Below are 16,500 nucleotides of genomic sequence, written 5' to 3'. Positions count from 1 at the left end.
CCACCCTGCCGCGAACCCCCTGCCAGGGACATTCCGACGGACCACCTGGTCCGAGCGGGAACCGTTTTCACGTCCGCGGTTCGGAGTTCGCGAGCCCTCGAGCAGCGCGTTCGACAAACGTCGAATTGTTTTTTATCGCATTACAGCTCGGAGCTGAAACGGATTTGAATTTGTAGTAAAACTACACGCCGATCGGAACCGTCCGGTCATAAATCCAAGAATTTTCGCTGCCCCCAAGAGGCCGGCGGCGACCCTGAGGCGACCGATTTTGGAAGCCTTTCCGCCCTGGAGCAAGCCATGCAAGATCTCGATCCCGTCGAAACCCAGGAATGGCTGGACGCCCTGGAGTCCGTCCTCGACCACGAAGGCGAGGAGCGCGTTCATTATCTGATGACCCGCATGGGCGAACTGGCTACCCGCAGTGGTACCCAGCTGCCCTACTCCATCAATACCCCCTATCGCAACACCATTCCAGTGACCAAGGAAGCCCATATGCCGGGCGACCTGTTCATGGAGCGACGCATCCGCTCGCTGGTTCGCTGGAACGCCCTGGCGATGGTCATGCGCGCCAACCTCAAGGATCCGGATCTGGGTGGCCACATCTCCACCTTCGCCTCCAGCGCCACCCTCTATGACATCGGCTTCAACTATTTCTGGAAGGCGCCCAACGAAGAGCACGGCGGCGACCTGATCTACTATCAGGGCCATGCCTCCCCCGGCGTCTACGCCCGTGCCTTCCTGGAAGGCCGCCTGTCCGAAGACCAGATGAACAACTTCCGCCAGGAAGTGGACGGCAAGGGGCTGTCGAGCTACCCGCACCCGCACCTGATGCCCGACTTCTGGCAGTTCCCGACCGTATCCATGGGTCTGGGTCCGATCACCGCCATCTACCAGGCCCGCTTCATGAAGTACCTGGAGAACCGCGGCTACATCCCCGCCGGCAAGCAGAAGGTCTGGTGCTTCATCGGCGACGGCGAGTGCGACGAGCCGGAAACCCTGGGCGCCATCTCCCTGGCCGGCCGCGAGAACCTCGACAACCTGATCTTCGTCATCAACTGCAACCTGCAGCGCCTCGACGGCCCGGTCCGCGGCAACGGCAAGATCGTCCAGGAACTGGAAGGCATCTTCCGCGGCGCCGACTGGAACGTCACCAAGGTCCTCTGGGGCCGCATGTGGGATCCGCTGTTCGCCCGCGACACCGAAGGCCGCATGCAGCAGCGCATGGACGCCGTGGTCGATGGTGAATACCAGAACTACAAGGCGAAAGACGGTGCCTATGTGCGCAAGCACTTCTTCGGCGCCAATCCCGAGCTGCTGAAGATGGTCGAGGACCTGTCCGACGACGAGATCTGGAAGCTCAACCGTGGCGGTCACGACCCCTACAAGGTCTATGCGGCCTACCACCAGGCGGTCAACCACAAGGGTCAGCCCACCGTCATCCTGGCCAAGACCATCAAGGGCTACGGCACCGGTGCGGGCGAAGCCAAGAACACCGCGCACAACACCAAGAAGGTCGATGTGGAGTCGCTGAAGAAATTCCGCGATCGCTTCGACATCCCGCTGAACGACTCCCAGCTCAGCGAGCTGCCCTTCTATCGTCCGGCCGACGACAGCGCCGAGATGAAGTACCTGATGAGTCGTCGCGAATCCCTGGGCGGTCACCTGCCCCAGCGTCGCGCCCGCAGCATCAGCATCCCCACGCCGCCCCTGGACACCCTGAAGGCGGTACTGGACGGCTCCGGCGATCGCGAGATCTCCACCACCATGGCCTTCGGCCGCATCCTGTCGCAACTGGTCAAGGACAAGGACCTGGGCAAGCGCATCGTGCCCATCCTCGCCGACGAGGCCCGTACCTTCGGCATGGAAGGCATGTTCCGCCAGCTGGGCATCTACTCGCCCCACGGCCAGCTCTATGAGCCGGTCGACCGCGACCAGGTGATGTACTACCGCGAGGAGAAGGACGGCCAGATCCTCCAGGAAGGCCTCAACGAGGCCGGCGCCATGTCCTCCTTCATCGCCGCCGGTACCGCCTACAGCAACTACAACCAGCCCATGCTGCCGGTCTACATCTTCTATTCGATGTTCGGCTTCCAGCGCATCGGCGACTTGGCCTGGGCGGCGGGCGATGCCCAGACCCGCGGCTTCCTGCTGGGCGGCACCTCCGGCCGCACCACCCTGAACGGTGAAGGCCTGCAGCACGAGGACGGTCACAGCCACATCCTGGCCGGCACCATCCCCAACTGCCGCAGCTACGATCCCACCTATGCCTACGAGCTGGCGGTGATCATGCGCGAAGGCATCCATCAGATGATGGAACTGCAGCAGAGCGTCTTCTACTACATCACCGTGATGAACGAGAACTACCAGCAGCCGGCCATGCCCGCAGGTGTCGAGGACGGCATCATCAAGGGCATGTACCTGCTGGAAGAAGAAAAGGGCGACTTCAAGCACCGCGTCCAGCTGCTGGGCTCGGGCACCATCCTCAACGAGGTCCGCGCTGCCGCGAGCCTGCTGCGCGAGATGGGCGTCGGCGCCGACATCTGGAGCGTCACCAGCTTCAACGAACTGCGCCGTGAAGGCCTGGCCGTGGATCGCTGGAACCGCCTGCACCCGCTGGAAGAGCGCCGCCTGACCTATGTCGAGCAGTGCCTGGGCGAGCGCCAGGGTCCGGTCATCGCCTCCACCGACTACATGAAGCTGTTCGCCGACCAGATCCGCCAGTGGGTCCCCACCGAATTCCAGGTGCTGGGTACCGACGGCTTCGGTCGCAGCGACAGCCGCAAGAAGCTGCGTGATCACTTCGAGGTCGACCGCCGTTGGGTCGCCGTCGCCGCTCTGCAGGCGCTGGCCAACCAAGGCAAGCTGGAACGTAAGGTCGTGGCCGATGCCATCACCAAGTTCGGCATCGACACCGAGAAGCGCAATCCCCTGGATTGCTGATGCGGCACACGGATAAGAGGAAACAACTGTGAGCGAGACCATCCGCGTACCCGACATCGGCAGTGGCGACGGCGAAGTCATCGAGCTGCTGGTAAAGGTCGGCGATACCGTCGAGGCCGAACAGAGCCTGGTGGTGCTGGAGTCCGACAAGGCCAGCATGGAGATCCCGGCCCCCAAGGCCGGCAAGATCGCCGCCCTGCACATCAAGGTCGGCGACACCCTCAAGACCGGTGATCTGCTGATCGACCTGGAAGGCGAGGACGCCGCCACCGGCAGCGAACCCGCCGCCGAACCCAAGGCCGAGTCCAAGCAGACCCAGGTCGAGGAAAGCGAAACCCCGACGCCGGCCGGCGACGAGGACGCTTCGGCGTCCGCCGGCGAAGGCGAAGCCCAGGAGATCCATGTCCCCGACATCGGCTCCAGCGGCAAGGCCAGCATCATCGAGGTGGCGGTCAAGCCCGGCGACACCATCGCCGCCGAGCAGACGCTGATCACCCTGGAGTCCGACAAGGCCAGCATGGAAATTCCCTCCCCCGCCGCCGGCGTGGTGGAGAGCGTTTCCGTCAAGGTCGGCGACGAAGTGGGCACCGGCGATCTGATCCTGGTGCTCAAGGGCGCCGCCAATGCCAAGCCGAGCAAGAGCGTCGAGTCCAAGGCCGGCGACAAGCCGGCCAAGGAAGCCGCCGAGCCCGAGCTGCACGAGGAAGCCGCCGCCGAGCCGGCCGGTGAATCGGTCGAGGAGATCAAGGTCCCCGACATCGGCTCTACCGGCAGCGCCAACGTCATCGAGGTGCTGGTCAAGGCCGGTGACCAGGTCAAGGCCGAGCAGTCGCTGATCGTGCTGGAGTCCGACAAGGCCAGCATGGAAATCCCGGCGCCCAAGGCGGGCGTGGTGGAAAGCGTTGCCATCAAGGTCAACGACCAGGCCAAGACCGGCGATCTGATCCTGACCCTGAAGGTGGCCGGTGCCGCGCCCAAGCAGGCGGCCAAGCCGGCTGCCGGCAACACCGCCAGCGCGCCGGCTGCCGAGAAGAAGGCCGAGGCGCCGGCCAAGGCCGCCGCTCCCGCCAGCGCCCCTGCCGCCGGCAAGGGCAAGAAGGTCCATGCCGGCCCGGCCGTGCGCATGGTCGCCCGCGAGTTCGGTGTCGATCTGGGCGAGGTCACCCCGACCGGTCCCAAGGGTCGCATCCTCAAGGAAGACGTCCAGGCCTACGTCAAGGATCAGCTGCAGAAGAGCAAGGCGGCTCCGGCCGCGGCTGCCGGCGCCACCGGTGGTGCCGGCATCCCGCCGATCCCCACCGTGGACTTCAGCAAGTTCGGCGAGATCGAAGAGGTGCCGATGACGCGCCTGATGCAGGTCGGTGCCAACAACCTGCATCGCAGCTGGCTGAACGTGCCCCACGTGACCCAGTTCGACCAGTCCGACGTGACCGATCTGGAGGCCTTCCGGGTCGGCCAGAAAGCCGTGGCGGAAAAGGCCGGCGTCAAGCTGACCATCCTGCCGTTCCTGCTCAAGGCCTGCGCCCATGTGCTCAAGGAACTGCCGGACTTCAATGCCTCCCTGGCCCCCAGCGGCAAGGCGGTGATCCGCAAGAAGTACGTGCACATCGGCTTCGCCGTGGACACCCCGGACGGCCTGCTGGTCCCGGTCATCCGCAACGTCGACCAGAAGAGCCTCCTGCAACTCGCCGCCGAAGCCGCCCAACTGGCGGAAAAGGCGCGGACCAAGAAGCTCAGCGGCGACGACATGCAGGGCGCCTGCTTCACCATCTCCAGCCTGGGTCACATCGGCGGTACCGGCTTCACGCCGATCGTCAATGCCCCGGAAGTGGCGATCCTCGGCGTGTCCAAGGCCAGCATGCAGCCGGTCTGGGACGGCAAGGCCTTCCAGCCGCGCCTGATGCTGCCGCTGTCGCTGTCCTACGATCACCGCGTGATCAACGGGGCGGCCGCCGCGCGCTTCACCAAGCGCCTGGGCGATCTGCTGGCGGAAATCCGCGGTCTGCTGCTGTAAACCGCCACAGGACGGTAACGGAAGGCCGTTACCGTCCCCTGGTGTAGTTCAGAAACCCCGCTCACGCGGGGTTTTTGCTGTCAGATCAACCGAAAGATCCAGGAAAAAGGTAGGATGAGCGCCCCGAGCGCCGCCCCTTGCATGCGCCGGGCCCTATCGGGCAACCTGACAGCCATCCCAGCGTGCTGGCGAGGCGGAAAGGAAAAAGGATTAATGATTTGTCTGTCCTTTCCGATAAACCTAGGACATCTTTCCGTCTTCACAAGGACGCGGACCCTCGCATGAGTATTCACTCCGATGCTGCCGATGCCGCGGTAGCCGATCAGGCGGGCGCGCTCAGCGCTCCTGCCCGATTGGGCTTGCTGCGTTTCGAGCGTCTGAATGAAGCCTCCTGGGCGATGCTCTATCTCGATTCCCGCTGCGAAGCCAGCCTCGGCCTGCCCGCCCAGGCGCTGTGCTCGCTCATCGATGCCCCCTATGCCAGCCTGATGGAGCCCAGCGTCCGTCATCGGCTGCACGAAGACATCCAGTTGCAACTGGCCGAACACGGCAGCTATCAGGTGCGCTACCTGTTCCACTCCCCTACGGCGCCCTGCCAGGTCGTCGAGGTCGGCGAGAGCCTGCAGCGCCATGGTCGCCCGCTGCTGCGCGGCTATCTGCTGCGGGTGATGAACGACGACGCCCTGGCCGGCGAATGGGAAGCACACAACGTGGCCCTGCGCTCGACCCTGGCACTCCTGCAGGACAGCCAGGATCACAGCCAGCGACGCCTGGCGATGGCCCAGGCGCGGCAGACCCTGTTGCTCGAATTGTCCCGCCTGGCCCTGCGCCAGGCGCCGGTGGACGATGACCTGGTGCAGTTGCTGCGCGCCCAGGGCCCGGCCGCCTTTGCCGTGGACGAACTCAGCCTGTGGCGCTACGAGGGCAATGGCCTCGTCACCCTGTGCAAGGAAGAACGCCTGCCGACCCTGTGCAGCGACCACCGGCGCCGGTTGCGCGAGCAGGGCGTGATCGAAGACGCCAGCCAGGTGCTGCACCCGTCCCACAGCGGAGGCGGAACGGCGCTGGACGTGGCACTGCTGCACGACGGTCAACTGACCGGTCTGCTCTGCCTGCGACGGGACCGAGCGGCCACCTGGGAAGCCGAGGACGTCGCCTTCGCTCGCAGCCTGGCGGAATGCCTGGCCGCCCTGCTCCAGCAACCGCAGCGCCCGTCCAAGCTCGCCCACCCCCTGACTCGGGTGATGGAAGCCAGCAACGATGCCTTCCTGCTGCTGGATGCCAGCGGTTGCCTGGAGCACGCCACCGACAGCTTCGCGCGGATCACCGGCTATCCCATCGGCAAGCTCCAGGGGCTGCACGTCGAATCCCTGCCCGCCCTGGAAAACTGGGGCGAGCTGCTCTACGAAGCCTGGCAACGCCTGGCGCACCAGGACAGCTGGCAGGGCGAACTGCGCTGCTATCGCCGGGACGGCGAGAGCTACTGGGGCCAGCTGTCGCTCTCCAAGATCAAGCAGCCCAATGGCGACCTGCAGGGCTATCTGGGCATCTTCCAGGACACCAGCAAGACCCGCTTCGCCCAGCAGCACAACGACGAATTGGTGTTTCGCGACAGCCTCACCGGGCTGGCCAATCGCAGCCACTTCATCGCCCGCCTGGAAGCCCGCCTGGAGCAGTCCAATCCCAACCGCGAACACTCGCTGCTGCTGGTGGACGTCGACAACTTCAAGAGGGTCAACGACAGCCTGGGGCATCGTATCGGCGACCAGCTGCTGGTGGGTCTGGCCCGGCGCCTGCGCAGCGCCCTGGGCACGGGCGCGCTGATCGCCCGCATCGCCAGCAACGAATTCGCCGTGCTACTCGAAGGCATGGACGCGGTCGCCGCCGACAGCCTGGCCCGCGACACCCTGGTGGCCCTGGATCCGCCGCTCTATGTGGAGGGCCACCCGACCCTGATCAGCTGCTCGATCGGCCTGACCACCGCGCGACCGCACGAAACCGATCCGCAGACCCTGATCAAGCACGCCGGCCTCGCCCTGCACCGAGCCAAGGCCACCGGCGGCCATCAGGTCCAGGTGTTCACCGAGGCGCTGATCGCCGAGGCCAGCAACAAGCTGTTCGTGCAGAACAACCTGCGCCGGGCCCTGGAGCAGAACGAACTGCTGGTGCACTACCAGCCCAAGGTCTGCCTGAAACGCGCCAAGCTGCTGGGCCTGGAGGCCCTGATCCGCTGGCAGCACCCGGAAAAGGGCATGATCCGCCCGGATCAGTTCATCAGCATCGCCGAGGAAACCGGGCTCATCGTGCCCATCGGCAAATGGATCATCCGCGAGGTCTGCCGCCAGCTGCACCGCCTCGACGCCGCCGGCTTCGACGATCTGCAGATCGCCATCAACCTGTCGCCCAAGCAGTTCACCGATCCCGACCTGGTGCAGTCCTTCGTCACCATCCTCGACGAGGAGGGCATCGCGCCCAAGCGGCTGGAGCTGGAACTGACCGAAAGCCTCCTGCTGGATGCCACCGACGCTACCCGCAACACCCTCGAAGCCCTCAAGCACCTGGGCATGAGCCTGGCGATGGACGACTTCGGCACCGGTTATTCGTCGCTCAGCTACTTGAAAAAATTCCCCATCGACGTCATCAAGATCGACAGGAGTTTCATCAAGGACATCCCGGACAACCAGGACGACATGGAAATCACCTCCGCGGTGATCGCCATGGCCCACAACCTGCGGCTGCAGGTGGTTGCCGAGGGCATCGAGACGACCGAACAGCTGGCTTTCCTGCGCCACCATCGCTGCGATATCGGCCAGGGCTATCTGTTCGACAAGCCCATCCCGGCCGACCAGCTCGACGCCGCCCTGGCGCGTTACCTGCCGACGCGCTGACCCGCCGCGCGGACTGACCCCGCTGCCGCGATTTTGCGTACACTGAGCCTTTCGCCTGGCCCTTTCCCACGAGGTATCCCATGGTCCTGCGTTCCGAAATCCTGACCAAGAAGACCCATCTGCCCGCCGCCGAGCAGGCACTGCCCGGCCGCGAGACGGCCATGGCCGTACCCGCGGCCCACTATGTCAACGGCAATCCGTTGCAAGGCCCCTTCCCCGCCGGCCTGCAGAGTCTGGTGGTGGGCATGGGCTGCTTCTGGGGCGTAGAGCGGCGCTTCTGGCAACAACCCGGCGTCTGGACCACCGCGGCCGGCTATGCCGGCGGCCATACCCCCAACCCCACCTACGAAGAGGTCTGCTCCGGCCTGACCGGTCATACCGAGGTGGTGCTGGTGGTGTTCGATCCGGCCCAGACCTCGCTGGAGGCGTTGCTGAAGATCTTCTGGGAAGCCCACGATCCGACCCAGGGCATGCGCCAGGGCAACGACGTCGGCACCCAGTATCGCTCGGCCCTGTATTACGCCGACGACAGCCAGCGGGAAGCCTTCGAAGCCAGCCAGGCCGCCTTCCAGGCGCAGTTGGCCGAGGCCGGCTATGGCGAGATCACCACCGAGATCGCCCCGCTGCCGCCCTTCTACTACGCCGAGGCCTATCACCAGCAGTACCTGGCGAAGAATCCCAACGGCTACTGCGGCCTGGCCGGTACCGGTGTCTGCCTGCCGCCCAGCCTCGCGGTCTGATCCCGAGCCGCTGCGGCGGCTTTCTCTGTTGGGCTGCGGCGGTAGCGCCGCCTCAACCCAACCTGCGCCAGGCTCTTCCCCCGTAGGTTGGGTTGAGCCCAGCGAAGCCCAACGGTCCCGGCCTCGCTATTCCGCGATCAGCCAGTCCAGTCGCCAGCTGCCTTCACCCTGGGCCAGGTGCTCGGCCAGCCAGGGCAACAACTCGCGCAATTCTTCCTCCAGCCCCCACGGCGGATTGACGATGGCCAGTCCCGAGCCATTGAGCCGGGTGGGATCGTCCGCCGCGCGGATCAGCAATTCGACGTTGAGCAACTTGGGGGCGCCGCTGGCCTGCAGCCCGGCATGGAAGCGCCTCAACTGGCGGCGATCCTTGATCGGATACCAGAGCGCTACCACCGTCTGGCGCATGCGGCCGACGGCCTCCGCGACCGCCTTGGCGCAGCGCTCCAGCTCGTCGGCCTTCTCGAACGGCGGATCGATCAGCAGCAGGGCCCGGCGCTCCGGCACCGGCAGCAGCGCCCTGGGCAGCAGCCAGCCATCCTTCTGGTGCACCGCCACCCGGCGATCTCCAGCCATGTTTTCCTTGAGCAGACGACCGTCCTCGGGGTGGAGCTCATTGAGCAGCAGTCGATCCTGGGGGCGCAGCGCCTGGCGCATCAATTCGGGCGAACCGGGGTAGTAGCGCAGCACGCCATCGGGATTGAGCGCCGCCACCGCTTCGCGATAGCCGACAAAGGCCGCCGGCGCGGATTCCAGGGCCCACAGACGTCCGATGCCTTCGCGCCATTCGTCGGTACGGCTGGCCTGGTCGCCGGCCAGGTCATAGCGACCCACGCCGGAATGGCTGTCCAGATAGACGAAGGGCGTCTCCTTGCGCGCCAGCAGCGCGGCCAGGCGCAACAGGGTGGCGTGCTTGAAGACATCGGCGTGATTGCCGGCGTGGAAGGCGTGTCGGTAATTCATGGGATACTCCAGCGTCAGCCCTACAGTGTACCGCCTTCCTCGGGCACCCGCGGCGTCGCGCTTTGACACCCCGGCCACCCAGCGGGTTAAATCCCCTGGTTCTTCAATTCTTTACCCCAGGAGTCACGCTTGGACGCTGTCACCATCAACAGCTTGTTCTTGATCGGTGCGGTGCTGATCGGCCTGTCGATTCTGGTCAGCTCGATTTCCTCGCGGGTCGGCATCCCGATCCTGGTGATCTTCCTGGTGGTCGGCATGTTCGCCGGCGTCGACGGCCCCGGTCACATCGCCTTCGACAACTATCCGATGGCCTACCTGGTGGGCAACCTGGCGCTGGCGGTGATCCTGCTCGACGGCGGCATGCGCACCCGGGTATCGAGTTTCCGCGTGGCGCTCTGGCCGGCACTGTCGCTGGCCACCGTGGGGGTGATGATCACCACCGGCCTGACCGGGGTCGCCGCCGCCTGGCTGTTCGACCTCAGCCTGCTGCAGGGCCTGCTGATCGGCGCCATCGTCGGCTCCACCGATGCCGCGGCGGTGTTTTCCCTGCTCGGCGGCCGCGGTCTCAACGAACGGGTCACCGCGACCCTGGAAATCGAATCCGGCAGCAACGACCCCATGGCGGTGTTTCTCACCGTCACCCTCATCGAGATGCTCGCCAGCGGCCAGAGCGGCTTCAGCTGGAGTCTGCTGGGCCATTTCGTCAGCGAATTCGCCATCGGCGGGGTGATCGGCCTCGGCGGGGGCTGGCTGCTGCTGCAACTGATCAACCGCATCCACCTCGCCGACGGCCTCTACCCGCTGCTGGCCATCAGCGGTGGCCTGCTGATCTTCGCCCTGACCAACGCCGCCCATGGCAGCGGCATTCTCGCCGTCTACCTGGCCGGTCTGCTGATGGGCAACCTGCCGATCCGCAGCCGCCACGGCATGCTGCACATGCTCGACGGCATGGCCTGGCTGGCGCAGATCGGCATGTTCCTGGTGCTGGGCCTGCTGGTGGAGCCGCACAACCTGCTGCCCATCGCCCTGCCCGCCCTGGGTCTGGCGCTGTGGATGATCCTGGTCGCCCGCCCGCTGTCGGTGGCCATCGGCCTGCTGCCCTTCCGCGCCTTCCATGACCGCGAAAAGGCCTTTATCGCCTGGGTCGGGCTGCGCGGCGCAGTCCCCATCATCCTGGCGGTGTTCCCGATGATGGCCGGGCTGCCCCAGGCCCAGCTGTTCTTCAACGTGGCCTTCTTCATCGTGCTGGTGTCGCTGCTGGTGCAGGGCTCCAGTCTGCCGCTGGCGGCCAAGCTGCTCAAGGTGACGGTGCCGCCGGAGCCGGCGCCTTTCTCCCGCGCCGGGCTGCAGGTCCATCCGACCAGCGAATGGGAGCTGTTCATCTATCGTCTGGGCGCCGAGAAGTGGTGCATCGGCGCCGCCCTGCGCGAGCTGAAGATGCCCGAGGGCACCCGTATCGCCGCGCTGTTCCGCGGTGAGACCCTGCTCCACCCCTCCGGCAGTACCACCCTGGAAGCCGGCGACATCCTCTGCGTGGTCGGCCACGAACACGACCTGCCGGCCCTGGGGCGGCTGTTCAGCCAGGCGCCGCAGCAGACCCAGAGATTCTTTGGCGACTTCGTCCTCGAAGCCGACGCCGAACTCAGCGCCGTGGCTGCGCTCTACGGCCTGCAACTGGGCGAGGTGGACGGCAACCAGCGCCTCGGCAGCTTCATCACCCACGAGATCGGTGGGGAACCCATCGTTGGCGACCTGGTGGAATGGAACGGCCTGGTGTGGATCGTCGCGGCCATCGAGAACAAGCGCGTGCGCAAGGTCGGTGTGAAGTTTCCCGAAGGGCGCAACAGCGGGCCCGCGCTCTTTCTTTAACGATGGATGAACAGGGTTCGCGGCTTGAGGGGTGCTGCCTTGCACCCCAGGCAGCCTGGCTTTAACCTCGCGCCTTTCCACTGCCCGACGCCTGCCGCATGCACCGCCTGTCCGCTCTGCTTCGCGCCGCCGCACTCTGCGGCTGCCTGTTCACCCTTCCCGCCGTCGCTCAGGACTCCGGGCCGCCGGATGCCCAGCAGGTGCAGCAGAATCTGAACGGCCTGGCCGATCGCAAGCTGCCCGCCCCCGAGCAGAGCGCCGCCCAGGACAGCCTGCAGCAGACCCTCAAGCTGCTCGACCAGCGCGACCAGTACGTCAAGCAGCTGGCCGATCTGCGCCAGCAACTGGCCCAGGCGCCGCAGCAGACCAAGGACGCCCAGCGGCAACTGGCGCGGCTGCGCGCCGAACCGATCAAGCCGGCCGAACAGCGCTATGCCGGCGCCACGCCCCAGGCCTTGGAGCAGCGCCTGAGCGAGACCAGCCTGGCGCTCAACAGCGTGCAGGACGACCTCAATGCGGCCAACAGTCTGGTGATCAACGCCCAGACCCGCCCCGAGCGCGCCCAGGTGGACATCGCCAATCTGCAGACGCGCCTGCAGCAGATCGCCGATCTGCTCAAGGCCGGACGCGAGAACGCCAAGCCCCTCACCGCCGAGCGGCGCGGGCAGTTGCTGGCGGAACAGGCGGCCGCCAATGCGCAGATCCAGCTGCTGCGCCAGGAACTGGCCGGCAACAGCGTGCTGCAGGATCTGGGCGCCATCCGCCGCGAACTCTTCACCGAGCAGGTCAAGCGCTACGAGCAGGAGACCCTGGACCTGCAGACGCTGATCAGCGGCAAGCGCCGCCAGCAATCGGAAAAGACCCTGGCCGAAGCCTCGCGCGAATCGGAAAAGACCGCCGGGGACGATGTGCTGTCCCAGGAGACCGGGCTCAATCTGCAACTGTCCGACTACCTGCTGCGCGCCACCGATCGCCTCAACGACCTTAATCGCCGCAATCTCGAGTCGCGCCAGCAGCTGGATCAGCTCAAGCAGACCACCGAGAACATGGAACAGCAGATCGGCGTGCTCAAGGGCAGCGTGCTGCTGTCCAAGCTGCTCTATCAGCAGCGGGCGGCGCTGCCCTCGGTCAAGGTCAACAAGGACCTCACCGACGACATCGCCGATCTGCGCCTCTATCAGTTCGAACTCAATCAGCAGCGCGCCCAGATCGCCAATCCGGAAGGCTATGTCGACAATCTGCTGGCCCAGCAGCCGCCGGAAAAGGCCACCCCGCAGCTGCGTCAGCAACTGCTCGACCTGCTCAAGACCCGCAGCGAATTGCAGGAGCGTCTCAATACCGAGCTCAATGCTCTGCTCAGCGAATCCATCGATCTGCAGCTCAACCAGAACCAGCTGCGCAGCACCATCACCAGCCTGCGCGGCACCCTCGACGAGCAGATGTTCTGGATTCCCAGCAACAAGCCGCTGGACTGGAACTGGGTCAAGACCGCGCCTCGCAAGCTGCTGCAGCAGCTGCGCGACGTGCCCTGGGGCTCAAGCCTGCACGAACTCTATGTCGGTCTGGCCGAGCGGCCGCTGCTGCTGCTGCCGCTGGTACTGGCCTTCGCCACCCTGATCTGGCAACGCCCGCGCATCCATGGGCGGGTCAACAAGCTCAACCAGGACATCGGCCACTATCAGCGGGACAGCCAGCTGCACACTCCCCAGGCCATCCTGCTCACCATCCTGCTGGGCCTGCCGGCGAGTCTGGTGCTCTGGCTGGGCGGCGTGGCCCTGGAGGGTGACGAGCGCGGGGTCAATGCCGCCATCGGCGCGGCGCTGCTGGAGATCGCCGCCGGCTGGCTGGTGTTCTACACGGTGTATCGCCTGCTGGCCTCCGGCGGCGTGGCCGAGACCCACTTCCGCTGGGCGCGGCCCCAGGCACAGTCGCTGCGCCGGCTGGTCAGACGGGTGGGTCTGCTGGCTCTGGCGCTGATGGCGGTGGTGGCCATCGCCGAGCGCCAGCTCGCCGGCCTCGCCGACGACGTCCTCGGCATCCTCATCGTGCTGGTCGCCTATGCCAGCCTGGCCTGGATGCTCGGTCGCTCCCTGCTCAATGCCACCGCCCGCGAGCGCCTGCCGTTCTTCCGCCTGCTGCTCGGCCTGATGATCACCGCCATTCCGGCCGTGCTGTTCTTCGCCGTGCTCTTTGGCTACTACTACACCGCGCTCAAGCTCACCGATCGGCTGGTGGACACCCTCTATGTGCTGATGGCCTGGATCATCCTCGAAGCCACCCTGGCCCGCGGCCTGAGCGTGGCCGCGCGGCGCCTGGCCTACCAGCGCGCCATCCAGAAGCGCCAGGCGCAGCAGGAAGACGCCGAGGGCGTCGAGGTGGTGCAGGAGCCGACCCTGGACATGGAACAGGTCAACCAGCAGTCCTCGCGCCTGCTGCGCCTGACCCTGCTGCTGGCCTTCCTCGGCGTGCTCTACCTGGTCTGGGCCGATGTGGTGGCGGTGTTCTCCTACCTGGACAACGTCACCCTCTACCAGTACACCAGCGGTACCGGCGCCGCCGCCACCCAGGTGCCCCTGACGCTGCGGGTGTTCATCATCGCCTTGGTGATCGCCGGTCTCACCGTCGCCCTGGCACGCAACCTGCCAGGCCTTCTGGAGGTACTGGTGCTGTCGCGGCTGAATCTGGCCCAGGGCAGCGCCTACGCCACCACCACCCTGCTCTCCTACGTCATCGTCGGCTTCGGCACCGTGACCACCCTGGCGACCCTGGGTGTGAGCTGGGACAAGCTGCAGTGGCTGGCCACCGCCCTCTCGGTCGGTCTGGGTTTCGGCTTGCAGGAGATCTTCGGTAACTTCATCTCCGGCCTGATCATTCTCTTCGAGCGCCCGGTGCGCGTCGGTGATCTCATCACCATCGGCAACGTGACCGGTACGGTGAACAAGATCCGCATCCGCGCCACCCATATCACCGACGCCGACCGCAAGTCGGTGGTGGTGCCGAACAAGACCTTCGTCACCAGCCAGCTGATCAACTGGACGCTGACCGACACCGTCACCCGTATCGTGCTGACCTTCGGCGTCAATCGCGGCAGTGACCTGGCCCAGGCGCAACAGCTGATCATGCAGGCGGTCAAGGAGAATGCGCGGGTGCTCCACGACCCCGAACCCTCGCTGTTCGTCACCCACTACGGCGCCACCACCCTGGATCACGAACTGCGCATCTATGTCCGGGAACTGGGCGATCGCAGCGCCGCCACCGATGAGCTGATCCGCCGGGTCGACCAGCTGCTGCGCGACGCCGGCATCAACCTGCTGTCCACGCCGCAGATGGAGATCACCCTGAAGAATCGACACGGAGCGGAGAAACAACTGGGCAAAAAGCCTCTCCTACCTGAAGGGGATGCCCAGCAGGAGGCCGAGGATCCCAAGCCATCCAAGGCCTGACGGCCACTAGGAGCCTGTCCATAATCTGCTGCGCGTCGGCCAAACGGCGTTGAAAATGGCTTCGGAATGCTCATTTACCCTGCGTAAACTCCGCTTCCTCAGCCCTTTTCGCCTTGTTTGGCTCTAGCTCGCGAGATTATGGAAAGGCTCTACAGCCCCTGGGATACCCATGAAACAGCTGCTCGACCTGACCTTCGACAACAGATTCGCCCGCCTGGGCGATGACTTCTCCACCCGTATCGACCCCCGGCCGCTGGACGATCCGCGGCTGGTGGTCGCTTCGCCCGCCGCCCTGGCCCTGCTGGACCTGGATCCGACGGTGGCCGAGACGCCCGAGTTCACCCAGGTGTTCGCCGGGGCCCAGCTCTGGGACAGCGCCGAGCCCCGGGCCATGGTCTATTCCGGTCATCAGTTCGGTTCCTACAACCCCCGCCTCGGCGATGGCCGCGGCCTGCTGCTGGGCGAGGTGGTCAACGACCGCGGCGAGCACTGGGATCTGCACCTCAAGGGCGCCGGCCTCACGCCCTTCTCGCGCATGGGCGACGGCCGCGCCGTGCTGCGCTCCTCGATCCGCGAATTCCTCGCCTCCGAGGCCCTGCACGCCCTGGGCATCCCGACCACCCGCGCCCTGTGCGTGATCGGCTCCAGCACCCAGGTGGTGCGCGAGCGGCTGGAAACCGGCGCCACCCTGTTGCGCATGGCCCCCAGTCATGTGCGCTTCGGCCACTTCGAATACTTCTACTACACCCGCCAGCACTCCCTGCTGGAGCAACTGGGCGAACACGTCCTGGCCGCGCACTTCCCCGACCTGCTGGGCACCCCGGAACCCTGGGCGGCGCTGTTTCGCGAGGTGGTCGAACGCAACGCCCGGCTGATCGCCTACTGGCAGGCCTATGGCTTCTGCCATGGGGTGATGAACACCGACAACTTCTCGATCCTGGGTCTCACCTTCGACTTCGGCCCCTTCGCCTTTCTCGACGACTTCGACGCCCAGTTCATCTGCAACCACTCCGATCACACGGGGCGCTACTCCTACAGCAACCAGGTGCCCATCGCCCATTGGAACCTGGCGGCCCTGGCCCAGGCATTGACACCCAAGGTGGCGGTCGAGACGCTGCAGGAGAGCATCGCGCTCTTCCTGCCGCTGTATCAGGCGCATTACCTCGACCTGATGCGCCGACGCCTGGGTCTGCAGGAAGCGCACGACGAAGACCAGGAGCTGGTCGAACGCCTGCTGGCCCTGATGCAGCAGGGCGGTGTGGACTATCACCTGTTCTTCCGCCAGCTGGGCGAAGACGAACCCGCCGCGGCGCTGGCCCGGGTGCGCGAGGACTTCATCGACCTGCGCGGCTTCGACGACTGGAGCCAGGCCTATCGCGCCCGCCTGGACGCCGAAGGCGGCGCGGCGGCCGAGCGCACCACCCGCATGAACGCGGTCAATCCGCTGTATGTGCTGCGCAACTACCTGGCCCAGCAGGCGATCGAGCAGGCCGAAGCGGGCGACTACAGCGAGGTGCGCCTGCTGCACGACGTGCTGTCACGCCCCTTCGAAGCCCAGCCGGGACGCGAACGCTTCGCCCAGCGGCCGCCGGACTGGGGCAAGCACCTGGAGATCAGCTGCTCGTCCTGAGAGCCTGTTTATA

Annotated in this window: 8 protein-coding genes; 7 read left to right on the top strand and 1 reads right to left on the bottom strand. The window is 65.9% G+C overall.

What is annotated here, in order from left to right:
* Window positions 1–297 precede the first annotated feature (297 nt).
* The 4 genes from aceE to msrA all read left to right on the top strand — a co-directional run bounded on the left by aceE (window position 298) and on the right by msrA (window position 8,582).
* Window positions 298–2,940 carry a pyruvate dehydrogenase (acetyl-transferring), homodimeric type gene (gene aceE, locus PSK12I2_RS0111755; protein WP_027598547.1) on the top strand — a complete coding sequence of 881 codons (2,643 nt, stop codon included), beginning with the start codon at window positions 298–300 and terminating at the stop codon, window positions 2,938–2,940.
* 28 nt (window positions 2,941–2,968) lie between these two features.
* Window positions 2,969–4,954 carry a dihydrolipoyllysine-residue acetyltransferase gene (gene aceF / locus PSK12I2_RS0111750; protein ID WP_027598546.1) on the top strand — a complete coding sequence of 662 codons (1,986 nt, stop codon included), beginning with the start codon at window positions 2,969–2,971 and terminating at the stop codon, window positions 4,952–4,954.
* A gap of 281 nt (window positions 4,955–5,235) precedes the next feature.
* The gene (locus tag PSK12I2_RS0111745; RefSeq protein ID WP_027598545.1) at window positions 5,236–7,842 is read left to right on the top strand and encodes a bifunctional diguanylate cyclase/phosphodiesterase; all 2,607 of its coding nucleotides are present in this window, start codon (window positions 5,236–5,238) and stop codon (window positions 7,840–7,842) included.
* 80 nt (window positions 7,843–7,922) lie between these two features.
* Window positions 7,923–8,582, top strand: coding sequence for a peptide-methionine (S)-S-oxide reductase MsrA (gene msrA / locus PSK12I2_RS0111740; protein ID WP_007161945.1), 660 nt, complete (start codon window positions 7,923–7,925; stop codon window positions 8,580–8,582).
* Window positions 8,583–8,708: 126 nt separating this feature from the next.
* Here msrA and PSK12I2_RS0111735 read toward each other — a convergent pair whose 3' ends face one another.
* Window positions 8,709–9,545, bottom strand: a complete 837-nt coding sequence (locus PSK12I2_RS0111735; RefSeq protein WP_027598544.1) for a 23S rRNA (adenine(2030)-N(6))-methyltransferase RlmJ — start codon at window positions 9,543–9,545, stop codon at window positions 8,709–8,711.
* Between the two features lie 129 nt (window positions 9,546–9,674).
* Between PSK12I2_RS0111735 and PSK12I2_RS0111730 the strand changes: the two genes are divergently transcribed.
* The 3 genes from PSK12I2_RS0111730 (at window position 9,675) to selO (ending at window position 16,487) form a co-directional block, all read left to right on the top strand.
* Complete coding sequence (locus PSK12I2_RS0111730) at window positions 9,675–11,414, top strand: potassium/proton antiporter (protein ID WP_027598543.1); 1,740 nt, start codon at window positions 9,675–9,677, stop codon at window positions 11,412–11,414.
* Between the two features lie 98 nt (window positions 11,415–11,512).
* Entirely contained in the window at window positions 11,513–14,857 is a 3,345-nt protein-coding gene (mscK, locus tag PSK12I2_RS0111725; RefSeq protein ID WP_027598542.1) for a mechanosensitive channel MscK, read from the top strand.
* Between the two features lie 169 nt (window positions 14,858–15,026).
* Window positions 15,027–16,487, top strand: a complete 1,461-nt coding sequence (gene selO, locus PSK12I2_RS0111720; RefSeq protein WP_027598541.1) for a protein adenylyltransferase SelO — start codon at window positions 15,027–15,029, stop codon at window positions 16,485–16,487.
* Window positions 16,488–16,500: the final 13 nt, after the last annotated feature.

Source organism: Pseudomonas sp. MOIL14HWK12:I2 (assembly GCF_000510745.1).
Lineage (GTDB): Bacteria > Pseudomonadota > Gammaproteobacteria > Pseudomonadales > Pseudomonadaceae > Chryseomonas > Chryseomonas oryzihabitans.
The sequence above is the reverse complement of the archived record's forward strand: the minus strand, read 5'-3'. Positions and strand labels throughout refer to the sequence as shown.

Bases quoted from the DNA above. Each gene is read 5' to 3' on its own strand.
- aceE (WP_027598547.1), top strand. From the start codon at position 298: ATGCAAGATCTCGATCCCGTCGAAACCCAGGAATGGCTGGACGCCCTG.
- PSK12I2_RS0111745 (WP_027598545.1), top strand. From the start codon at position 5,236: ATGAGTATTCACTCCGATGCTGCCGATGCCGCGGTAGCCGATCAGGCG.
- msrA (WP_007161945.1), top strand. From the start codon at position 7,923: ATGGTCCTGCGTTCCGAAATCCTGACCAAGAAGACCCATCTGCCCGCC.
- PSK12I2_RS0111735 (WP_027598544.1), bottom strand. From the start codon at position 9,545: ATGAATTACCGACACGCCTTCCACGCCGGCAATCACGCCGATGTCTTC.
- mscK (WP_027598542.1), top strand. From the start codon at position 11,513: ATGCACCGCCTGTCCGCTCTGCTTCGCGCCGCCGCACTCTGCGGCTGC.
- selO (WP_027598541.1), top strand. From the start codon at position 15,027: ATGAAACAGCTGCTCGACCTGACCTTCGACAACAGATTCGCCCGCCTG.